Consider the following 19,639-nt stretch of genomic DNA (forward strand, 5'->3'; position numbering starts at 1 on the left):
GAGTTGCAATTGAGTGTTTTTTTATTGCTTTATCAAAGGTAAGATACGGTTCACGTGCCTGTTTAATCCTTACAGGTACAATCGAATAATTATTAGGTAACTTATATCATTGGAGTGAAGATGAGCCACATAGCGATAACGGAGCTACTCAAGGGCACCGTTGCGGTCGACAGCCAGGTAACAGTCAAAGGCTGGATCCGTACACGCCGCGATTCAAAAGCAGGTATTTCTTTCTTAGCCGTTCATGACGGTTCTTGTTTTGATCCTATCCAAGCAGTTGTTCCTAATTCGCTCAATAATTATGATGAAGTTACCCGCTTAACGGCTGGTTGCTCTGTGAAAGTAACAGGCGTGTTAGTTAAATCTGAAGGTCAAGGTCAGGCATTCGAAATTCAAGCCAACTCAGTAGAGGTATTAGGCTGGGTTGAGAACCCAGACACCTACCCTATGGCCGCTAAGCGCCATAGTATTGAATACTTACGTGAACACGCCCACCTACGCCCTCGTACTAACGTGATTGGTGCTGTAACACGCGTACGTAATTGCTTAAGTCAGGCGATTCATCGCTTCTTCCACGAGCAAGGCTACATGTGGATCAGCACGCCTATCATCACAGCGAGTGACTGTGAAGGCGCAGGTGAGATGTTCCGAGTGTCAACGCTTGATATGAACAACCTGCCTCGTACAGACAAGGGTGATGTTGACTACAGCGAAGACTTCTTCGGAAAAGAAGCGTTCCTTACCGTATCTGGCCAGCTAAATGGCGAAACATACGCAAGCGCTATGTCAAAAATTTATACCTTTGGCCCAACATTCCGCGCTGAAAACTCAAACACATCTCGCCACTTAGCTGAGTTTTGGATGGTTGAGCCGGAAGTCGCGTTTGCAGATCTAGAAGACGTTGCTAAGCTTGCTGAAGATATGTTGAAGTATGTATTCAAAGCCGTGTTAGCAGAGCGTCGTGATGATATGGAATTCTTTGCTCAGCGTATCGAGAAAACCGCTATCTCGCGTTTGGAAGAGTTTGTTGAAAAAGACTTCGCACAAGTTGACTACACCGATGCTATCGAAATTCTTAAAGATTGTGGTAAGAAGTTTGAATTCCCTGTTGAATGGGGTGTTGATTTGCAATCAGAGCATGAACGCTACTTAGCAGAAGAACATTTCAAAGCACCCGTTGTGATCAAGAACTACCCTCGCGACATCAAAGCCTTCTACATGCGTCAAAACGAAGATGGCAAAACGGTTGCCGCAATGGATGTGGTAGCGCCAGGTATAGGTGAAATCATCGGTGGCTCACAGCGTGAAGAACGTTTAGACGTTTTGGATGCACGTTTAGAAGAAATGGGCTTAGATAAAGAAGACTACAGCTGGTATCGTGATTTGCGTCGTTACGGCACTGTACCTCACTCAGGTTTTGGTCTAGGTTTTGAGCGTTTAGTGGCGTATGTAACCGGTATGGGCAACGTACGTGATGTAATTGCCTTCCCTCGTACAAAAGGCAGTGCAACATACTAAGCGTATATCAGCTTTATATTATAAAAATACCCAGCATTTGCTGGGTATTTTTTTGCCTGTTCTAATTGAGCGGTCAATCGATATGACCGCGCCAACAAGTTAAAACTTAGAAGCGTGCTATCCACTCTAATGAGTAGCTACGACCCATAACTGCTGTCGTTACAGGGTATCTTGCACGGTTAAACCAAGGATCGCCACCGATGTAACTCTCATCACTGCGTGCTTTAGAATCACGGAGGTTATTCACGCCAAACTTCACGTTGTGATTGTCGTTGACCACGTAAGTGATACCTAGGTTATACACCAACCAAGGCGCCATACGCGCAGCTAACGCACGACGATCATCGGCTGGGTTGCGGTCTGGATCAGGGTCTTCATAGTTCCAGCTTGAGCCTAAACGGGTTTGTTGCAGTTGAACAATCCAGTCATCTTTACGCCAACCAAATTTATTGTCCCAGCGTGAGCGGAAGTCATTGTTTAACCAGCTATCACGATATTCCTTGTCAATCTCATCTCCTGGGAACTCTTGGTTAACCACTTCAAGTACATGGGTATATTTTAAATCAATATCCAGCTGGCCGTAATCACCTAAATCAAAGCCTGCCTTAAGATTCATATCAAAACCGGTTTGTTCACTCAATGACTGGTTAATATAGGTGGTATGCGCCGTATTCACCGTTAAACCCACATTGGGCGCATCTGCATCAAAACGCTTGATACGATTGAGTACATCGTCACATAACGCTTGGTTGTCAGATTGACCGTTGCGACAAGCGGCTTCGGTTCTAAAGAAGTGATCCGTATCCCAGCTTTCTACTTTATCTTCAATACGGATACGGTATACATCGGCGATGAAATCGACCTCATCGGTGATACTCCATACAAAGCCAAGTGTGGCCGAGTAGCCCGTCTCTTCTTTAAGACCTTTGTTACCTGTTCGCGTACCTTGGTAGCGCTGTCCTTCTTTGAGTTTACCAGCACTGTCCATATCACACTGATAAGCAATCGCATCATTTTCTGCTTGCGACAGCCCAGTGTCTTGACCTGTTACTATCTGAACACACTTACTCTCAAGCCAATAGTCAGTAAAACCCTGATAGAAACCAGAAGGTCCAGCAAATACCTGATGGATATCGGGCGCTCTAAAGGTTGTGCCGTAATTTGCGCGAATTAGTAGCTCATCAAGTGGCCGGTATTCTAAACCTAGTTGGTAGGTGAATGCCCCATCCACGTCGGTTTCATCATCATAGTAATCATAACGACCCGCAATGTTTGCTTGTAGTTGTTCCGTAATTGGGACCCTAAATTCCAGTGCCATACCGTAACGGTCACGTTCACCTTCACCTTCTGTGCCCGTCAAGCCATTACCCCAACCACGGCTTTTATCCAATGTGCGTGGATCAAGCTTAATTTGGTAATCTTCAGAGGACCATTCTAAGGCAACCGCAAAATCAACCTCGCCTGACGGTAATTCAAATGCAGTACCAGTCAAAGACGCATTAATAGTAGTGACGGAGGCATCCGCTTTCGAGTCATTCACTTCAACAATAGCATTACGTCCCTGTGCATCCAAAGGACGCCAGAACAGGTCAAAGTCAGGATTGAATTCATTGGTCGTGCCTGCAACTGGTTGCCCTAAGAAATAATCCATCGCTTTATCTGATGCAATTAAGTTCTCATATTCAAAGTTGTCTGACGCACTATGAGAAAGAGACACTTCATAGCTCCAATCCTCTAATATCGTGCCCCTGAACCCTGCTGCAGCATAAAGCATTTCGTCTTCAAAATGACCATTTACATCTCCTACCTCTTCTTCAGAGAAGGTACGTTGCATAAATAGGTAGCGGTCATTGGTGGCATCCCACACCCATTGGTCTGCGATTGCTATACCCTCAGGTAGTCTGTCAGTTCCCCAGCTTATACCGTAACCACCGCGATTCTCCGCTTCACTATCCCAATAGAGCGCTTCTGCAAAAAACTCATGTTCAGCGTTTAGTTGCCAAGTTAAATTGGTGTATAAAGACAAGTGCTCACGGTCATTAATGTATGAGCCATCACCGGTGCTATCACGGCCACAGTAAAAGCCCCTAGAAGGTCTTTCAGATAACTCATAGCCACTCCATTGGTCACACAGATTGTTACCAAACTCATCAGGGTGTAAATAAGTGAACCCACCATCATAGGTTGCCGCCATTATAGAACGTGAATTAACCCTTTGATATTCTGGCTCTTCTTCTGTGGAAGGACCATCGTTAAAATCGTCCAACCAGTCGCGCTCATAGCCGCGTAACATATCTTGTTGGCTATATTCAAGTGCATAAGTCAGGCTAAGATCGCCCTCACTAAACCCACCCGTAATTGAGAACTTGTTACTATCACCACCACCTTGATCTGTGGTGCTATGGCGCAAACGTACCGTGGTATCCTCAACATTGGTTTTTGTGATGATATTCACAACCCCAGCGATGGCATCAGACCCATAAACCGCCGAGCTGCCACCTGTGAGGATCTCAATTCTTGAAATTGCAGCTGCACTGATAGTAGACAAGTTAAATACGTTATTCTCACCGTTAAATGCGCGTGGATAGTTGGCAACACGGCGGCCATTAAGTAACACAAGCGTTCGGTTTGCGCCCATACCACGTAAGTTCGCAGTTTCAGCATTCGGTGTGAAACTATTGGTGTAACCTTGGCCCTGTGTGTCTCCGGTTGCAGATGAAAGCGACTGAATCGCCTCAAATACGTTGCTAAACCCCTTCGCTTCAATATCTTCCGCGGTCATCACCACAACTGGCGATGGCCCTTCTATTTCGGCACGGCCAATACGAGAGCCGGTTGTAACAATACGTTCGATTTCTTTTTCGTTTTTTGCTTGACCACCCTCGTTTTCGGCTGCCATTGCAGTTTGACCAGATAATGCCAGACCGCCCATTAAAGCCAGTCTAATAGCATTACATAGCGTTGAGTTGAGCATAGATTTCCCCTAATTTATGAAACTCTATCGAAATGTTGATTTCGTTATGGATTATTGTTTTTATGGCGCGCATATAGAAACACACCATTAACAATATGTAAACATTAATGCGGCAAGATATGAAAACTTTCATCTCAAAAATACGTAGATTAGTCGCTTATGCAACATTGATTGCGTAAATTTATGCGCAGATGATCACAAAAACTTTATTCATACAAATTAGTTGCGCAGAAAATTACATGCACTAAAAAAACTGTGGAAAAGCTCAGCAACCCCCTTATAAAATTAGAAATACAACGAGAAACAAAGATTACAAAACATTTACACTGGTTATTCCCGAGCAGACAGGGTGATAGATATATACTGTCATAAAAGTGTAGTTTTGTAGCACCTTTATGCATATATGGCGCAAATTAGCAGTGAGTAATGCTAGCGAGAAGACAAACTTCTTGAGACCTATGAACGGGCAATAAAAAAGCCCAGCGAATAAGCTGGGCCCAAAAATTGAGAGTTTATTACTTGGTGTACGCGCGCGGTAACTCAGAATCCGTCGTATAACGTTCACGTAACTTATCATGGCGGGAGTCGGTCTTCACTTCTTCACCGTTAATCCACATTTTTTCTACCTTTGTGCTTAATTCGAATGGGTCTGCACTCCAAAGCACTAAGTCCGCAGGCTGACCAACTGCAATCTTACCGCCTTTAATATCAAACGCATCGGCAACGTTACTTGTTACTGCTTTAATTGCACTATCGAAACTCATGCCATTAGACACAGCGATACCAGCATCAAAACGCAGTTGATATAAGTTATGGCTACTATCGCCTGCAATCGCCAATAACACCTTAACACCCGCCTTTTCAAGCTTGCCGGCATTTTCTAAAGTTGCATGCATAGCATCAAAGTCAGAAGGTAAATTAGCGACGGCACTGACGATTACTGGGATCTCAGCTTTAGCTAATTCGTCAGCCAACAGTACCGCATCTGCAGCACCATTAATGATGATATCAAGGCCGTACTCTGATTTTAGCTTAATGATTTGCGCAATGTCAGCTGCACGGCTTGCATGAATTACAACTGGCATTTCACCGTTTAATAATTGGCTAAGTACACGCTCTTCACCGCTTGGCTTGGCACCTTCTTTTTTGTCGTCCTTTTTAGCTAGCTTAGCTTTTTGCCCTTCTAACTTTTCAATAAATTGCTGGAAAGCTAGCGCGCGTGAGCCTTTGCCCTTTGCACCAAGATAAATAACAAAAGCGGTATGTTTATCAGCAACGCTGTCAAACTCGCCGCTTAGGTTTGCTGTGAATGCAAGACCTTGGAACGAGCCATCGTAATTTATAGGGGATACCACACTTTGTGTGATCCCACCCTTTCTTGCGTAAGGGATCAAGCTTGAACGTGGGTTAAAAGCATAGCTTGGATCAAAATCTAAACCAGCCTTTTCATCCGAGGCATCGCGTGAGTTGGCTACAGCTCCCACTTCAACCAAGCCGAGCTGGTTCATTGAGCCAATGAACCCCGGTGTAAGTACTAAGCCATTTGCTCTGACTATTTCACTCGCGGTGACATTTTCAGGGTTGATTGCTTTGATTTTTCCGTCTTCGATCAGCACAGTTGCATTGTTTAGCGTCCCCTGCTCTGTCGCAGTATGAACAGTCGCTCCTGTAATAGCGGTAACTTGTGCAAATGCTGCCGAGCTGGCCAGTAATGCACCCGTGATCATAGATAAGTTAAATTTTGTCATGGTGTACGTTCCTTATCGTTGGCCTAACATGAAATCACTAACAGCTTGATATTTTTCATCTTTGCGGTCATATACTTTCGCGCCGTCGATGTAAACATGCTCAGCTTTTGCGTACACGCTAAACGGGTTTTTATCCCAAATAACGACGTCAGCTTGCTTACCTTGTTCAATAGAGCCTGTCTTGTCTGAAACGCCAAGCGACTTAGCAGCGTTATAAGTTATCCACTTGATAGCGTCTTGCTCTTTAAGATTGAAGCCTTTTTGATTAGCGGTATACATTACTTTACCCGCTTCTTGATTTAGGCGTTGGATAGTTGTATCTGAATCAGAGTGAACTACAGCACATGAATTCTTAACTGCATCTACAATTGCTACGTTCTCTTGCACCATGTCATAGGCTTCCATTTTAAAGCCCCACCAATCTGGCCAAAGAGCCGCACAGTTACCATTTTGCGCAAGTAAATCCGCTACTTTGTATGCTTCGATGCCGTGATGGAAAGTACCAGAGTGATAATTAAACTCTTTACCTAAGTCAATCATCATCGCCATTTCTTCTGCTTTATAACAATGGTTATGAATTAAGATTTCACCATCTAATACACCTCTAAGTGTATCGAGTCTAATATCACGCTTTGGTGCGTCAGGGTTCATTCCTGCAGCGTATTCTTGCTCATAACGTTCCCAAGCAAGTTTGTACTCAGTCGCTTCAATCCAAGCTTGACGATAACCGGCCATGTTCCCCATACGTGTGTAAGGTGCTACGCCCTTGCCACCGTATACACGTTTTGGATTTTCACCACATGCCATTTTCAAACCATATGGCGCATCAGGAAACTTCATACCTTGCATTGTGTGTGCAGGAACATTTTTTAACGTTACGCTGCGGCCACCAAATAAATTTGCAGACCCAGGTAAGATTTGTAGCGTAGTGATACCACCTTCGCGAGCTCTATTGAAACCAGGGTCTTGAGGCCACACTGAGTGCTCAACCCATACCTGTGCAGTATTTGGGCTGATCATTTCATTGCCATCCTGATGCGACTCAACCGCTGGGCTTGGGTATGCGCCTAAGTGAGAATGCACATCAATAATACCCGGTGTCACCCACTTACCTTGCGCGTCAACTGTTGTATCGGCTTGTACATTCAGATCAACACCAACCTGGCTGATTTTACCATCAACAATATAAACATCAGCGTTATCTAAACGCTCACCCGTACCAGTTAGTACCGTAGCATTGGTGATCAAAGTAGCGCTTGAAGGCATTGCTTTGTATGTGCTTGGGTAAGGGTTTTTATCGATATTTACTTTTTCTTTTTGCGGGCCTTTGTCTTGGCAGCCCGCCAGTGCAGCACTCAATGCCAGCACCAATATAGAAGGGGCAAATTTTTGCATTGTTTTATCTCTATTGTTTTTATTTCTATGGAACTGTACCTAAACACAACGAAAAATGCGAAGTAAAAACCTCTAATTGCATTTATACGCGATGAATGTTTGGTTTTCACACTAACGTGCAACGTAATCTCGATAAAGCTTAGCAAGTGCAGCGTCAATGTCTAACTTTGTATCTTGCTGCATCAGGCGTTCAGTCGCACGTGCTACAAAATCTGAGTTTTGTTTATGTTGTTTAGCAAAAACCTTAATTTTCTCCTTTGCAACATCAAGCACCCTAGGCGTGCTAAACCTGTGATGATATTGACTCAAGGCTTTATCAAAGTCACCCGCACACTCTTTCACTAACAAATCATAGAACTTACTTTTTTGTATGTTCAATACATCAAAACAGTAGTTCAATGCTTCATCAAACGTCGTGAACTCTCGATCATCTACAGTGAATTTTTCTCTTGGGGGCGGCATTATTTCGTTCGCATCATCACTTGATAAGACAAACGGTACAAACGCTAGGCGTTGCGCTGCTTCACTACCTAAAGACATACCTGCACTGATGCTTTGTTGGAACTCAGGGCTCATCTCATGAAGTTCCGCCTCGTGCCACATATGATAAACCTTCAAGGCTTTAGCATATTTTAATGCGAGTTTAGTTTTAAGCTTTTCAACTCTCTCTACCAGCGTCAACACTCGCTCGTTGTGAAGCAATGCATAACATTCATAACATGCAGGAACGCTTATAAAGTCTGCATTTTCAGAAAACTCCAGCACCAACTCAGCGTGAACTAAAGGGGGACAATAGTCAGTGTCGGTTGCTTCACATCCGCAATAATAACAGCGATTTGCATACTGTACTTGTTTTGCAAACCCGCGCTTATAGTAGCTTTTGAGTGTTTTATGACTGACAGCCATTAGATTTTCGCCCCCTTTACATTCTAAACTACAATGAAAAACATTGTAAAAACCACCTTACACTTATAATAAGTTTTTATATATTTTTCAGTACATTATAAAGAAATTGTAACACAATAATACTTACTTACATTGTTGCGAGTTTCCTTAACAACTACTCACAAATCTTTGGTCAATACTAAATGGGCACTTAACTTTAATTGAACGGAGAAGTACAATGAACAAATTAGCCCCTTTATGTACCATCACTTTGCTAAGTGGCTTACTCGTTACAACTGCACATGCAAAACAATTCGTCGCCGCTGACGACTCATTGGCAACAGAGTTGTGCATGGCCATTGCCAGTAATCACTCATTATCCCTAAGAAAAACGATGGCGGAGCACCATGTGAGTACAAACGTCATGCAAAACAGACTGGCCTGTAACGGTCAATCTACGACCAAGTTTGCATCCATACACAGGCTGAACAACACCGCTAAATTGCTTCGCTTGGATTTGACAACCCACACTGAGATCCGAGATTTGTCCGCAAGCACTACACAAGCCGATACTTTTGTCGTTTCTGGGTCTAAATAATGATTACAAAGACGCTGTAAACACTGTGCTAAGTTCAACATAGCACAGTGTTTCTATTAAGCTATGAGTGCAGCAACAAGTCCGAATAACCCACCAAACACACCACCCCAAACTACCAGCCAACCTAAATGCGTACGTATCATGTTTTGCACTATTTCTTTGACCATGTCAGGGGTTAATTCCTCCAAGCGCTGCTCTACTGCATTTTCTATTGTTGAAAACACCATTTCGGCACTGTGACCGCTGCTGAGCTCTTCGCGCATTAGCTTTTTGAACTTTTCTTCCTCGGTAATATCAATCAACGCATCTTGCATTTTTTCTACAAATGATGGTTTCATTGGCTGTAGTGCTTCATTTCCGCCAAACATTGCAAGCATGTTGCCAAATTGAGACGCTTCAATTACCTGTACGAGCTTGTCAAAAGCAGGACTCAAGTCGACCTTTTTTATCACCGGACTTAAATCTATTGATTTTTGCTGCTTATAAAGCAGCGCTGCAACTTTTTCCTGACTAAAAAACTCTTGCAAAATGAGTACGCTAATTGACTCTTTAAAATGTTGAAACTTGAGCTTGATAACGCCAGAGCCATACAAGAAAGGTACTTTTTCGAACAGCATATGAATTGCCAGTAGGTTTGTCATGGCACCGGACAGAGCAAATATACCAATTGAAAAAATAATGGGGAGCGATAAAAAGTGGCCAACAATAACGCAAAGTAACGCAAGTGAATTAGTAATATAACTTTTGTTCACTACTACCTCCTGATTAACGAACCGCAGCATTTTATACTTTGCGACCAATAAAATATAGCGTTCATCGCTTTCTTTAATAATGTCAGACAGTAAATAACACAATATTCGCTGTTTACAGTTGAGATCCACCATATTTCAACCATAGTTTGATTAAGGTATGTTTTTCTGATCAGGATGTCTGCGATGTGGAACGCCGTTAATCAACAAATATCTGAAGCTTTGCACCAACCCTTTACCCTGAGTTACAAAGAGCAACTTCGTGGTTGTGGTAATGAAAAGCGATTTTATATTGCCAACGACGAGCATAGGTATATTGTCAAAGTTGATTTACTTAGTGCGCTTGAGCGATTTGAGTCTGAGTCAAAAGTTCGCGACCTGCTGATTAGAGACAGCGATTTTTTAGTCGCAGATACTGTGATGATAGGCACGACACTAGAGTTTTGCTTTATGGTGCTTGAAGTCATTCCCAAGCAAAATGAACAAGAAAACTGGCATGAATGCGGTGTGTTATTGGCAAAAATGCATAACCGATTTGAGCAAAAAATGTTTGGCTTAGAGCAAGACAGCTACATTCATCACCTTATTCAACCCAATCAATGGCACAAGAAGTGGGAAACGTTTTTCGCAGAAGAACGAATCGGTTGGCAACTGCAGCTTCTCAAAGAGAAAGGTATTGAATTTGTCGATATTGACGATTTTGTCATTACCATCAAGTCACTATTACCACATCATAGTAAACCTTCATTATTACACGGCAATTTTTGGAAAGGTAATATCTACTTTAGTGGTGGTAAACCTTGTGTTGATAACCCCGCTTGTTACTATGGCGATCGCGAAGTTGACCTAGCAATGAGTGAATTATTCGCCCCATTACCAGAGTCCTTTTCTGAAGCCTATCAAGGCGTTTTTGAGCTACCGCTTGGTTATGAGTTAAGACGTCCAATCTATCAACTTTACCCCTTACTACTACATGCAAACTTATATGCAGGCGACTATTTAAATCAGGTTCAAAAACGCGTAAACGAAATATTAAAATAGCTGTAATAAAGCTTTCATAGTTGCATTAGGTGCTATAATTAAGCCAGTGCAATGGAGATAGGTATTTGCCTTCAGGAGAGCTATATGAAAGCGCTATATGAACAACGTATTACGTGTCCACATTGTGGCCACCATGTTTATGTGAGCCTTGATGCCAGTGAGGGCGATCAGGACTTTTATGAAGACTGCGCGGCTTGCTGCAACGCCATTCATTTTAACATGCATATCGATCAATCGAGAAATAAACTAGAGTTGCACATAGATAGTGATGATGAACAAATTTTCTAATTTACATTCTTTGTGACCTCACCGGCCCTATTCAGCTATCGGTAAAGTTATTTGCTGCTTTGCTTACGTAAATAACTTTCTACCGTCGTGACTATCGTATAAGTCTGCTGATCAACTTCAATATTGACCTTATTCCCTTCACGTAGACGCCCTAGATTTGTGATGTTTAATGTTTCAGGAATTAAATGCAGCCAAAACCCTTGTTCGTCAATTTCACCCACCGTTAGGCTTGCGCCGTTAACGCAAATAAAACCTTTGTATAGAATAAATTTCAACCATTGCTCAGGCAGTGTTAGATAGATCTTACAATTGTCTTCATCATTGATAATGTGTTGTGCAGAAGCTGTGCAATGCACGTGGCCAGATACAATGTGACCACCAATTTCAGTACCAAATGTAACCGACCGTTCGTAGTTTACTCTGGCACCTCGCCTCAATAAATCGAGGTTGGTTAATTTTAACGTTTCATCAATGACGTCAAAATAAACTTGGCCAACGACGTCTTGTCGATGTATTTCATATTTCACAACAGTAAGGCAGCAGCCATTAATCGCAATGCTCGCGCCTATATCTAAATGTGCTAAGTACTCAGTCCCTACAGATATTCCCAATCGCAGCACACCGTCTCTATACGCAGTACTAACTACTGTTGCTTGTGTTTGTACAATACCTGTAAACATAACCGACCTTCACATTTAAAAACGCGCTTATCATACAGGAATAATTAAGCACTCAGAAGCACCCTAACCATACAAAAAGAAGGTTTTTAATTTAATTCATCTCGTTCACTCGCTAATAGTCAACTCTATTGGTTACAATAATATTTTTATCGGTGATAAGTATGAAGTTTAGTCACTGGGAAAGTAAGCGTCTCTTGCAACTTGCCACCCCCGTATTTTTTGCACAAATTACCCTGATTTTGATGTCGGTGGTTGATACTATGATGGCAGGTCAGGTAGGCGCCAATGACTTGGCTGCACTGTCTATTGCAACGGGTGTATGGAACCCCTTAACTTTTTCCCTGCAAGGGCTAATACTCGCGCTGACTGGTATCGTGGCACACTGTCACGGAGCGAATGACCGAAGTGGTATTAAGTACTATTTTCAACAAAGCATCTATTTGGCATTGTTACTTACCCTTGCAGGCTTTGCTCTAGCTGAGTTCACCCCACTTATCTTCGAACGTCTAGGCACTACCGAGTCAATCACGTCACTCTCTCAACAATATATCGACTTTGTAAAATGGGGGGTAATGGGGTTCTTGCTTTTTTCGATTTATCGAAATGTAACAGAAGGCGTAGGCTTAACAAAACCAGCTTTTTATATCAGTATTGTAGGGCTTATCGTAAATGTATTTGCCAACTATGTATTTATTTATGGCAAATTTGGCATGCCAGCATATGGCAGTGCGGGATGTGGCCTTGCCACTGCACTCGTATTTTGGGCCATGGCTATATCGCAATGGATATATTGTAATCGCAGCAAAACTATGTGCGCGTTGTCTTTGCTTAGTGACTTTGCCAAACCCCAGCCGTCAGGTATAAGTTATATTGCTAGACTCGGTATTCCCATCTGCTTAGCAACATTTTTTGAAGTGACGCTATTTGCGTGTATTCCGCTGTTTATCGCCGATCTAGGCGCAATTGCCGTGTCCGGGCATCAAATTGCAGCAAACGTGACCGCAATACTATTTATGATGCCGTTAAGCCTTTCAATGGCTATAGCCATTAGGATTGGAAACTTGGCCGGACAGCAGGCCTATGAGCAACTCAGAACCGCTATCTTCACCAGTTTTTGTTTAGCCGCGATTATTTCAGTTTTTGTGGCACTTATCACACTCATAGGTAGAGATAGTATCGCTTGGCTATATACAAATAATGATGAAGTTGCCCTGCTTGCTTCGAGTATCATTGTCCTAGCATGTGTTTATCAACTACCAGATGCACTACAAGTTGCAGCACATGGCGTATTACGGGGCCTAAAATACACCAAACCAATTACTTATATCACATTTGTGTCATATTGGCTGATTGGCTTTTCACTTGGGTATATACTTGCTAAAACAAACCTCATAGTGCCAGCTATGGGCGCTATCGGGTTTTGGATTGGTATTATCGTAGGTTTAACTGTTGCAGCGGTGTTTTTATTACTCAGTGTGAGGGCTCGTCTTGCGTATATTTTGGCTGATAATCAGTAGCTTGATATGGGTGGTGGGTTGCACACCCGCCCCTACTGAAATCTATAACGAATACCAAAGCCGGTTGGCTAACGTCGTTGATAAAGCACCAGCGACCCAAGACGTGACATTACAAGTGCTTGAAACACCATCTTTGGATAAACCTGTTTCAAAAACAACCATTTCGTTTTTAGAACTTGCCAGCCTAGACCACTGTAAGCTCATGAACACCATTGCCAAAAACAATAATCAGCTTGGCAAGGTCAGACAGCCCAGTGAACAATTAAAGTACGCCTTACGGTTTATCAAACAAACTCAGAGTTGCTTGGCTGACTCAGAGCAATTAGATCCCGAATTAAAGGCCAAGCTCAATTCAGCATTAGACGAGAAGCGGTTACAACTACCACAGTATGTTGAGCGCATGATCTTTCATGAACGAGAGCTGGCGAAAATGTCGTTACTCAGTGGGCAAGAGATTGAGCTTGAGGATCATAAAGATGCCATGAATCAGTCATTAGAAGCTCTTGCTCAACTTGCAAATGCCTATAAGCAAATACGCTCTAGTGAGTTTGATATCAGTCAACTTGATGAGCCTGAAGAGTTCACTCGCTCATTGGCTAAACTCAATAACAATCACTTTGTTTCACGACTAATCAACTCCGCACGCAAACAAACCGCGTTAAACAATATCACCACACGCTGGCTCAGCACGTTAGATATCGACAACAATCTCTGTAAACCAGGTAGAAACCATGAGCAGGCTAACATTCTGAGTAATGTATTTAATCGATTCTACTTATCTCAGCTGCAAGCATATCAATCAAAACTAGCCAATATGTTACATAGTACCTCGATTCACCTACATGTACTTTGGCAAAGTAGTCATGAACTTAGTACATTGTTTAATGTAGAACTCCAACAATCATATTATCAACAACTCAAAGCAAGTACGGTTGAGCACGTAAAATGGTGGCAGGTCTTTTATAAAACGTGCAAAATACAGCCTTGATGCACAAAAAAACTGCAAACAAACAAAAATTTAGCGAACGCGCTTGATCCAATAAGCGAGTCGCTATATATTAGCCGCCGTTGCCTTGCAATACTGTACGACCGTAGCTCAGTTGGTTAGAGCACCACCTTGACATGGTGGGGGTCGGTGGTTCGAATCCACTCGGTCGTACCAAATCTAAAATACAACCGTAGCTCAGTTGGTTAGAGCACTACCTTGACATGGTAGGGGTCGGTGGTTCGAATCCACTCGGTTGTACCAATCTCCTACTCTTTAATGCTATTTATCTAAAAATACTTATATAGTTATCACTACCAATTTATTTTCGTTATGAGTGAGTAATGCAGGATTATTGTGCTGATTTACAATCTGCTTTGACGGCGGCTATCGACAGTACAACAGTGAACAGCTAAATCAGTTAATGTTCATTAAAAAAGCACGAAGTCTGGGCTTTTCACTATCTGATATCTAATAAAATTTCTGAGCTACAGCAAATGCAGTAAATGCGGCATGTGCTGACGAAGCTAGCGGATAGCTGCAAGGGGGATGAGAGTCCAAACTGCTGTATTCTAGAGCAACTTGCGCACGCTAGTATTTGAATGCCAATCAGGTCCAGTAAAGTTCAGTTTGTTTGCAATAATTGATTGAAATTATGTTGGTATCTGTTTCGGTTGGACCGCTATATTCTAAATTGAAAAAACGGTGTAAATTTTAAACGCATAATGGGCACGATGTTACGCGCACATTATGCGTTAGTGGTACTTACTTGCTTAAAGTCAAGCTGTAGTTACCCGCACCTGAATATGAATATACGGTAATTCTATAGTATCCACTTGATGCAGGGTAAGTGATAGACTCGTTAGATGTAGGTGACTCCGATATCGCGGCCTGTACCCAACGTCCACCCTGCCACACCTCTAATTTTAAATCAAAATCAGCGTTACTCGGCCCCTCTAAGGTCATATCCAAAGTGCCGCCCTCATAGTAAAACCAAGTACCATTGGGTACAATTGCTTGCTGTCCACTAGATAGGTAGCCCGTATATACATCTCCTTTGGGTGGGGTTGTCTGACCGATATCAAATGACATGGTTTGTGCTACATCACTTATATTGCTGATAGATAGACCAGAGTCACTGCCATTCCACCAAAGTGAATTAGTACCACGGCTACTTAGGCTGTTAGGAAACGTTGCAGAGAACTCCCCTGCTACGTCATACAAATCACCGTTGTCGCCTCGGTTTACTTTGTTTTCAGGATCTCGATTCCCATCAGCATGCTCCATTTGTACGTACGGATGCCATTCATCTGAATTATTACCAGCGCTATCCACATGCCAAATAGCTAACCCTTCATCTAATTGCTCCGAGTTTTGGCCTGAGCGATGAATTGCCTCAATATAAAACGCTTCATTGCGATTACTTGGGTTGGTCCATTTATAAGATGTATGACTGCCTGAGGTATGCGTCAACGTACCTGTAGGCGCATTGGGGTTAATAGCTGAATTAAGTTCTGTGACTGTATCCCAACCTGCAAGATTTCTAAAATGAGCAACAGGTGGGGTCGGCTTAAACTTATTAGTTTCTCCAATCGCTCCAAAGCCCATAACACCGAAACTAGCAACGGAGCCTTGAGAGCTGCCATCATAATCATAGAGATCCGGCCAGTTTGTGATCAAATGCCCTGATTCATGCACAAATGTACCAATCGCTAAACTGTTTCTCATATCTGTAATTTGATAGCGGTTGGTGCATACACCATCTGCACAAAATCTTGGGCTTAGGGTTGCCATGTGTGGCCAAAGCCCTTTAGACCAGCTGCTATCTGAATTGCCCGCATAAAAAATATTCAGACCTTTAATCTGGTTATTGCTATTTACTGACAGAGTAGAAAAGTCAAAACCTTGCGTGTACTCAAGCCAATTTAATGCCTCTTTGATAAGTTCTTGTGAGCGTACCGTTGAGCTATATCTATCGTCGGTATAGTAAGACTTGTTATTTTTAGCAGTATAATAAGTCGTCACTGTGTTGGTGTAATCCAACTTACCACCAGAGACACTTCTGAAATATCCCCTGACAGACTGAGCATTACCAAAATCCTGATAGTTTAAATCATTTAAAAATGACTCAACTTGCTGTTTACTGATTGTGCCTGCATGATCAGGAAAATCAATGATGATGGTCAACCCTTTGATATTTCCGCTAGATTGGCTGGTAAAACCTTCTTGAGTTGCTATTTCACTCTGAGTGTGAATTTGGCCAATTGACGTCTGTGCAGTGTCACCAAGCATTCTACGTTTAGCTGACTCTACTTTTCTCGCTATCGCTTCGGCATTCAAACTACGCTTAGTAGAACGCACGGATACCATTTTGCTTAACTTGTTGCTAACAAGTACACCTGTAGATATCAGCTCTTCTCCATCATCAGAAACGTTGGCGTAGGCTAAACCATTGAGATTTTCATCAAATACAACCAAACGACCATCGGATGAGCGCTGCATAGCAAAATAGTCATTACCATCAAGGCTAATGTTAACAACCTCGCCATTTGGTTGAGTATAGCTGTAATGGTGATCTTTATAAGGTATTGCACCATAGCTTAAAGACGTCATTAAAGCCAAAGGCGCAATCGCGAGTTTTGTTAATCGATACATGTTGTGTTCCTATTACGGTTTGAAGGAAACACATTTTTAACACCAAAAACACAATATATCAACAATCAAAGGACCGTGTTCGAGGTTACTTATAGAACAATTTGTTCCTATATATGCAACCTCTAGATCTAAACATAAAATACGCAATATTCAACAAGCCTATATTTAAAAACACCTAAGCGCATCAACGATCCATTGAGCAGCACCACTCTTTTATAAATAATAAAAAAGGTCGCACAAGGCGACCTTTGTTAAGGTTAATTAAATAATTACTTCGGTGTTGCAGTTACAGTCAGTGTTACACCACTTGCCGCTGAGTAACCGTATAGGTCGATGTACCATGTACCAGACTGTGGGTTCTGGAAGTCACATGACTCATTGTTACCACTCTCATAAGGGCGACAATCATAGTTTGAAGTCGTAGATTGAGCACCGTGAGTTACATATAGATCAGCATCACCGCTACCGCCTGAGATTGCTACGTTAAGGTCAGCATAGCCATCTACTAGGTCTAGCGTATAACGTGTCCAGCTTCTACGTGCAACGCTGATGTTGCTTTCAACTAGGTTGATTGGCTCAGCACCTGGTGTAGTTGTGTCACCGTCTGTGTAGCTCGCTACCAGTGATACACCAGAGAATGCACTATAACCTTTAACCATTACATGGTACGTACCGCCAGATTGCGTCAATGAACAGTTTTCATTGTTGCCACCAGCATATGGACGACACTCATAGTTTGAATCGCTAGGCTTAGAACCGAACTGTACGTATAGGTCCGCGTCACCTGTGCCACCGCTCATGTTCACTGTTACATCCGTCGCACCAGCTGGTACTTCGAAGGTGTAAAGTAGTTCGTCGCCTTTAGCACCTGCAAGACCTGTTTTAGCAACGCCATTTTCTAGCTCATTACCAGTTACAGGACCGCCATCGCCAGCACAGCCTTTCTCAGTGATATAGTCAATAGCCGCTTTTGTTTGTACAAGACCGTAACCAAATTTAACGTCACGACCAGCTGCACCTAAATCTTCAGCTGTGGCAGTTAATACAGTACGGATCTGCTGTGCTGTACAACTTGGGTGGTGGCTCCATACCAACGCTGCTACACCAGCAACATGAGGTGATGCCATTGACGTACCGCTCATTAGACCATAGTTACTAGGGTCAAGGTTTACTGAAGCAGTCATGCCAATGTTGTTAAGCATTTGTGCACCATCAGTATCGCTCACAGTTACTGCTGGGATTGTTGTTTGGTTAGTATCACCAAGCGTACCACCGAATGAACCAGCTGCGTTGTTATAGATGATTGCGCCAACACCGCCACTGTCTTCACAGTTTTTAACTTTGTCGTGGAAAGAAATGTTGCCACGTTGAATCAAACAGACTTTACCGCTTGCGCCACCGTCAACAGACTCACCTGTTGCAAAGTCATAAAGAGGTGCATTTGCATTACCTTGGTTCTCCATACCGTTTGAGTCATAAGATTGACCCGCAACGCTAAGGGATACAATCGTACCTAAACCTTCTGGGTAAGCTGAGTTTACGTCAACACCTGGTGCTGCGATCTCTACTTGGCTATTCTTTTGAGAGAAATCAGCCAATGCTTTGTTGCTATCGATAGCCGCTACAGACATTACTGAATCGTATGATGCTGGGTAGCTTTCTACGTCAGTTGTGTTTGTTGGAACACCATCATTACCTGCCGCTGCAATAAGTAACATACCAGCATCTGCAGCTGCTTGAATACCATTGCGTTCAGTAGTGCTTGAACCTTCGCCACCTAAACTCATGTTTACAACGTCAGAACCTGCTGCCTGACATTTGTTGATTGCATCGACTAATTCTGAAGAATAACCCCAACCATCAGCGTTAAATACTTTGATGATGTGCATTGAAGGGTCTGTGCCGATAACACCACGAACACCAATACCATTGTTTAGTGCTGCGATTGTACCCGCTACGTGAGTACCGTGAGGACCACCATGATCGTACCAATTTCCAGTACCAGAATCACTCGTACCAGAGATAGTGTCACCACGTGCACCCATGTCTTCATGAGGTAGGTCTAAACCTGAGTCAATAACACAGATTTTCTTACCACCGTTTGCAGCTGAAGCTACTGAATCGTCAACCAAATCAGCTTGAACCATCGCGATACCGTATGGCTGTGATTGTGACATTAGACGGCGAGGTAAATCTTCTTCTACATATTCAACCTGACTATCAGCACTCAAAGCAGCAATTTGTGCTTCGCTTAGTTGAGCAACTACTGCATTCAAACTTGCCTTAAACTGTGCATTTTGAATACCTAACGTCGCCATACGATTTGCTGCTGTTTGTGGCATATGCTCGCTAGCCATTGTTTCCATACCTGACGCAACAGAAACATCATTATTTTTGTATTTGATAATGTAGCGCTTTGGTAATGGAGACTCTGCTTTTTCAGCAGCTAGCTTAAGTGGAGACGCCTGTAATGATGCAGATACCGCTAGGGATAACATCGTAGTAGCAAATAGTGCTTTATTCGTGGTTACTTTCTTCATAAGGAATAATCCAGCTTGTTATTATTTTCGTAATGAAATGTATCAAAAAATAAAATAATTAACATA

At 42.7% G+C, this 19,639-nt stretch carries 15 protein-coding genes and 2 tRNA genes; 9 read left to right on the plus strand and 8 right to left on the minus strand.

Annotation, left to right across the window (positions count from 1 at the left end; genetic code table 11):
• Positions 1 to 120: 120 nt before the first annotated feature.
• Entirely contained in the window at positions 121 to 1,518 is a 1,398-nt protein-coding gene (gene asnS, locus L1070_RS00895; RefSeq protein WP_237124118.1) for an asparagine--tRNA ligase, read from the plus strand.
• Between the two features lie 106 nt (positions 1,519 to 1,624).
• On the opposite strand, the gene L1070_RS00900 is transcribed toward asnS, so the two are convergent.
• The 4 genes from L1070_RS00900 to L1070_RS00915 all read right to left on the minus strand — a co-directional run bounded on the left by L1070_RS00900 (position 1,625) and on the right by L1070_RS00915 (position 8,541).
• Positions 1,625 to 4,492, minus strand: coding sequence for a TonB-dependent receptor (locus L1070_RS00900; protein WP_237124120.1), 2,868 nt, complete (start codon positions 4,490 to 4,492; stop codon positions 1,625 to 1,627).
• 515 nt (positions 4,493 to 5,007) lie between these two features.
• Positions 5,008 to 6,240: an amidohydrolase family protein gene (locus L1070_RS00905; protein WP_237124121.1), complete on the minus strand. Its 1,233-nt coding sequence runs from the start codon at positions 6,238 to 6,240 to the stop codon at positions 5,008 to 5,010.
• 12 nt (positions 6,241 to 6,252) lie between these two features.
• Positions 6,253 to 7,635 (minus strand): amidohydrolase, encoded by a 1,383-nt coding sequence (locus tag L1070_RS00910; protein ID WP_070985371.1) that lies wholly within the window; start codon positions 7,633 to 7,635, stop codon positions 6,253 to 6,255.
• Between the two features lie 111 nt (positions 7,636 to 7,746).
• Complete coding sequence (locus L1070_RS00915; RefSeq protein WP_237124122.1) at positions 7,747 to 8,541, minus strand: hypothetical protein; 795 nt, start codon at positions 8,539 to 8,541, stop codon at positions 7,747 to 7,749.
• 217 nt (positions 8,542 to 8,758) lie between these two features.
• On the opposite strand from L1070_RS00915, the gene L1070_RS00920 reads away from it, so the two are divergent.
• A complete protein-coding gene (locus L1070_RS00920) occupies positions 8,759 to 9,118 on the plus strand; it encodes a DUF3718 domain-containing protein (RefSeq protein WP_070985369.1) in 360 nt (119 codons plus the stop codon).
• 56 nt (positions 9,119 to 9,174) lie between these two features.
• Here L1070_RS00920 and L1070_RS00925 read toward each other — a convergent pair whose 3' ends face one another.
• On the minus strand, positions 9,175 to 9,870 hold the full coding sequence (locus L1070_RS00925) for a DUF445 domain-containing protein (RefSeq protein ID WP_237124123.1): 696 nt from the start codon (positions 9,868 to 9,870) through the stop codon (positions 9,175 to 9,177).
• A 183-nt stretch (positions 9,871 to 10,053) separates the two neighbouring features.
• On the opposite strand from L1070_RS00925, the gene L1070_RS00930 reads away from it, so the two are divergent.
• Both L1070_RS00930 and L1070_RS00935 read left to right on the plus strand, forming a co-directional pair.
• The gene (locus L1070_RS00930) at positions 10,054 to 10,908 is read left to right on the plus strand and encodes a fructosamine kinase family protein (RefSeq protein ID WP_237124124.1); all 855 of its coding nucleotides are present in this window, start codon (positions 10,054 to 10,056) and stop codon (positions 10,906 to 10,908) included.
• An 84-nt stretch (positions 10,909 to 10,992) separates the two neighbouring features.
• Complete coding sequence (locus L1070_RS00935) at positions 10,993 to 11,196, plus strand: CPXCG motif-containing cysteine-rich protein (RefSeq protein ID WP_070985367.1); 204 nt, start codon at positions 10,993 to 10,995, stop codon at positions 11,194 to 11,196.
• Positions 11,197 to 11,243: 47 nt separating this feature from the next.
• Here L1070_RS00935 and L1070_RS00940 read toward each other — a convergent pair whose 3' ends face one another.
• The gene (locus tag L1070_RS00940) at positions 11,244 to 11,876 is read right to left on the minus strand and encodes a riboflavin synthase subunit alpha (protein ID WP_237124125.1); all 633 of its coding nucleotides are present in this window, start codon (positions 11,874 to 11,876) and stop codon (positions 11,244 to 11,246) included.
• 161 nt (positions 11,877 to 12,037) lie between these two features.
• On the opposite strand from L1070_RS00940, the gene L1070_RS00945 reads away from it, so the two are divergent.
• The 5 genes from L1070_RS00945 (at position 12,038) to L1070_RS00965 (ending at position 14,853) form a co-directional block, all read left to right on the plus strand.
• Positions 12,038 to 13,393: an MATE family efflux transporter gene (locus tag L1070_RS00945; protein WP_237124126.1), complete on the plus strand. Its 1,356-nt coding sequence runs from the start codon at positions 12,038 to 12,040 to the stop codon at positions 13,391 to 13,393.
• Positions 13,365 to 14,381, plus strand: coding sequence for a DUF3080 family protein (locus L1070_RS00950; protein ID WP_237124127.1), 1,017 nt, complete (start codon positions 13,365 to 13,367; stop codon positions 14,379 to 14,381). The genes L1070_RS00945 and L1070_RS00950 overlap by 29 nt, the downstream gene beginning before the upstream one ends.
• A gap of 97 nt (positions 14,382 to 14,478) precedes the next feature.
• Positions 14,479 to 14,555 (plus strand) — tRNA-Val (locus tag L1070_RS00955).
• A 10-nt stretch (positions 14,556 to 14,565) separates the two neighbouring features.
• A tRNA-Val gene (locus L1070_RS00960) sits at positions 14,566 to 14,642 on the plus strand.
• A gap of 160 nt (positions 14,643 to 14,802) precedes the next feature.
• The gene (locus L1070_RS00965; protein WP_237124240.1) at positions 14,803 to 14,853 is read left to right on the plus strand and encodes a hypothetical protein; all 51 of its coding nucleotides are present in this window, start codon (positions 14,803 to 14,805) and stop codon (positions 14,851 to 14,853) included.
• Between the two features lie 290 nt (positions 14,854 to 15,143).
• Here the strand turns inward: L1070_RS00965 and L1070_RS00970 are convergent, their stop codons facing one another.
• Together L1070_RS00970 and L1070_RS00975 are read right to left on the minus strand one after the other, a co-directional pair.
• Complete coding sequence (locus L1070_RS00970; RefSeq protein WP_237124128.1) at positions 15,144 to 17,033, minus strand: M6 family metalloprotease domain-containing protein; 1,890 nt, start codon at positions 17,031 to 17,033, stop codon at positions 15,144 to 15,146.
• Between the two features lie 269 nt (positions 17,034 to 17,302).
• Positions 17,303 to 19,573, minus strand: coding sequence for a S8 family serine peptidase (locus L1070_RS00975; protein ID WP_070985361.1), 2,271 nt, complete (start codon positions 19,571 to 19,573; stop codon positions 17,303 to 17,305).
• Positions 19,574 to 19,639 lie beyond the last annotated feature (66 nt).

This window comes from Pseudoalteromonas sp. MMG022, assembly GCF_021654245.1.
GTDB classification, from domain to species: Bacteria; Pseudomonadota; Gammaproteobacteria; order Enterobacterales; family Alteromonadaceae; genus Pseudoalteromonas; species Pseudoalteromonas amylolytica.

Bases quoted from the DNA above. Each gene is read 5' to 3' on its own strand.
- asnS (WP_237124118.1), top strand. From the start codon at position 121: ATGAGCCACATAGCGATAACGGAGCTACTCAAGGGCACCGTTGCGGTC.
- L1070_RS00900 (WP_237124120.1), bottom strand. From the start codon at position 4,492: ATGCTCAACTCAACGCTATGTAATGCTATTAGACTGGCTTTAATGGGC.
- L1070_RS00905 (WP_237124121.1), bottom strand. From the start codon at position 6,240: ATGACAAAATTTAACTTATCTATGATCACGGGTGCATTACTGGCCAGC.
- L1070_RS00910 (WP_070985371.1), bottom strand. From the start codon at position 7,635: ATGCAAAAATTTGCCCCTTCTATATTGGTGCTGGCATTGAGTGCTGCA.
- L1070_RS00915 (WP_237124122.1), bottom strand. From the start codon at position 8,541: ATGGCTGTCAGTCATAAAACACTCAAAAGCTACTATAAGCGCGGGTTT.
- L1070_RS00920 (WP_070985369.1), top strand. From the start codon at position 8,759: ATGAACAAATTAGCCCCTTTATGTACCATCACTTTGCTAAGTGGCTTA.
- L1070_RS00930 (WP_237124124.1), top strand. From the start codon at position 10,054: ATGTGGAACGCCGTTAATCAACAAATATCTGAAGCTTTGCACCAACCC.
- L1070_RS00935 (WP_070985367.1), top strand. From the start codon at position 10,993: ATGAAAGCGCTATATGAACAACGTATTACGTGTCCACATTGTGGCCAC.
- L1070_RS00940 (WP_237124125.1), bottom strand. From the start codon at position 11,876: ATGTTTACAGGTATTGTACAAACACAAGCAACAGTAGTTAGTACTGCG.
- L1070_RS00945 (WP_237124126.1), top strand. From the start codon at position 12,038: ATGAAGTTTAGTCACTGGGAAAGTAAGCGTCTCTTGCAACTTGCCACC.
- L1070_RS00970 (WP_237124128.1), bottom strand. From the start codon at position 17,033: ATGTATCGATTAACAAAACTCGCGATTGCGCCTTTGGCTTTAATGACG.
- L1070_RS00975 (WP_070985361.1), bottom strand. From the start codon at position 19,573: ATGAAGAAAGTAACCACGAATAAAGCACTATTTGCTACTACGATGTTA.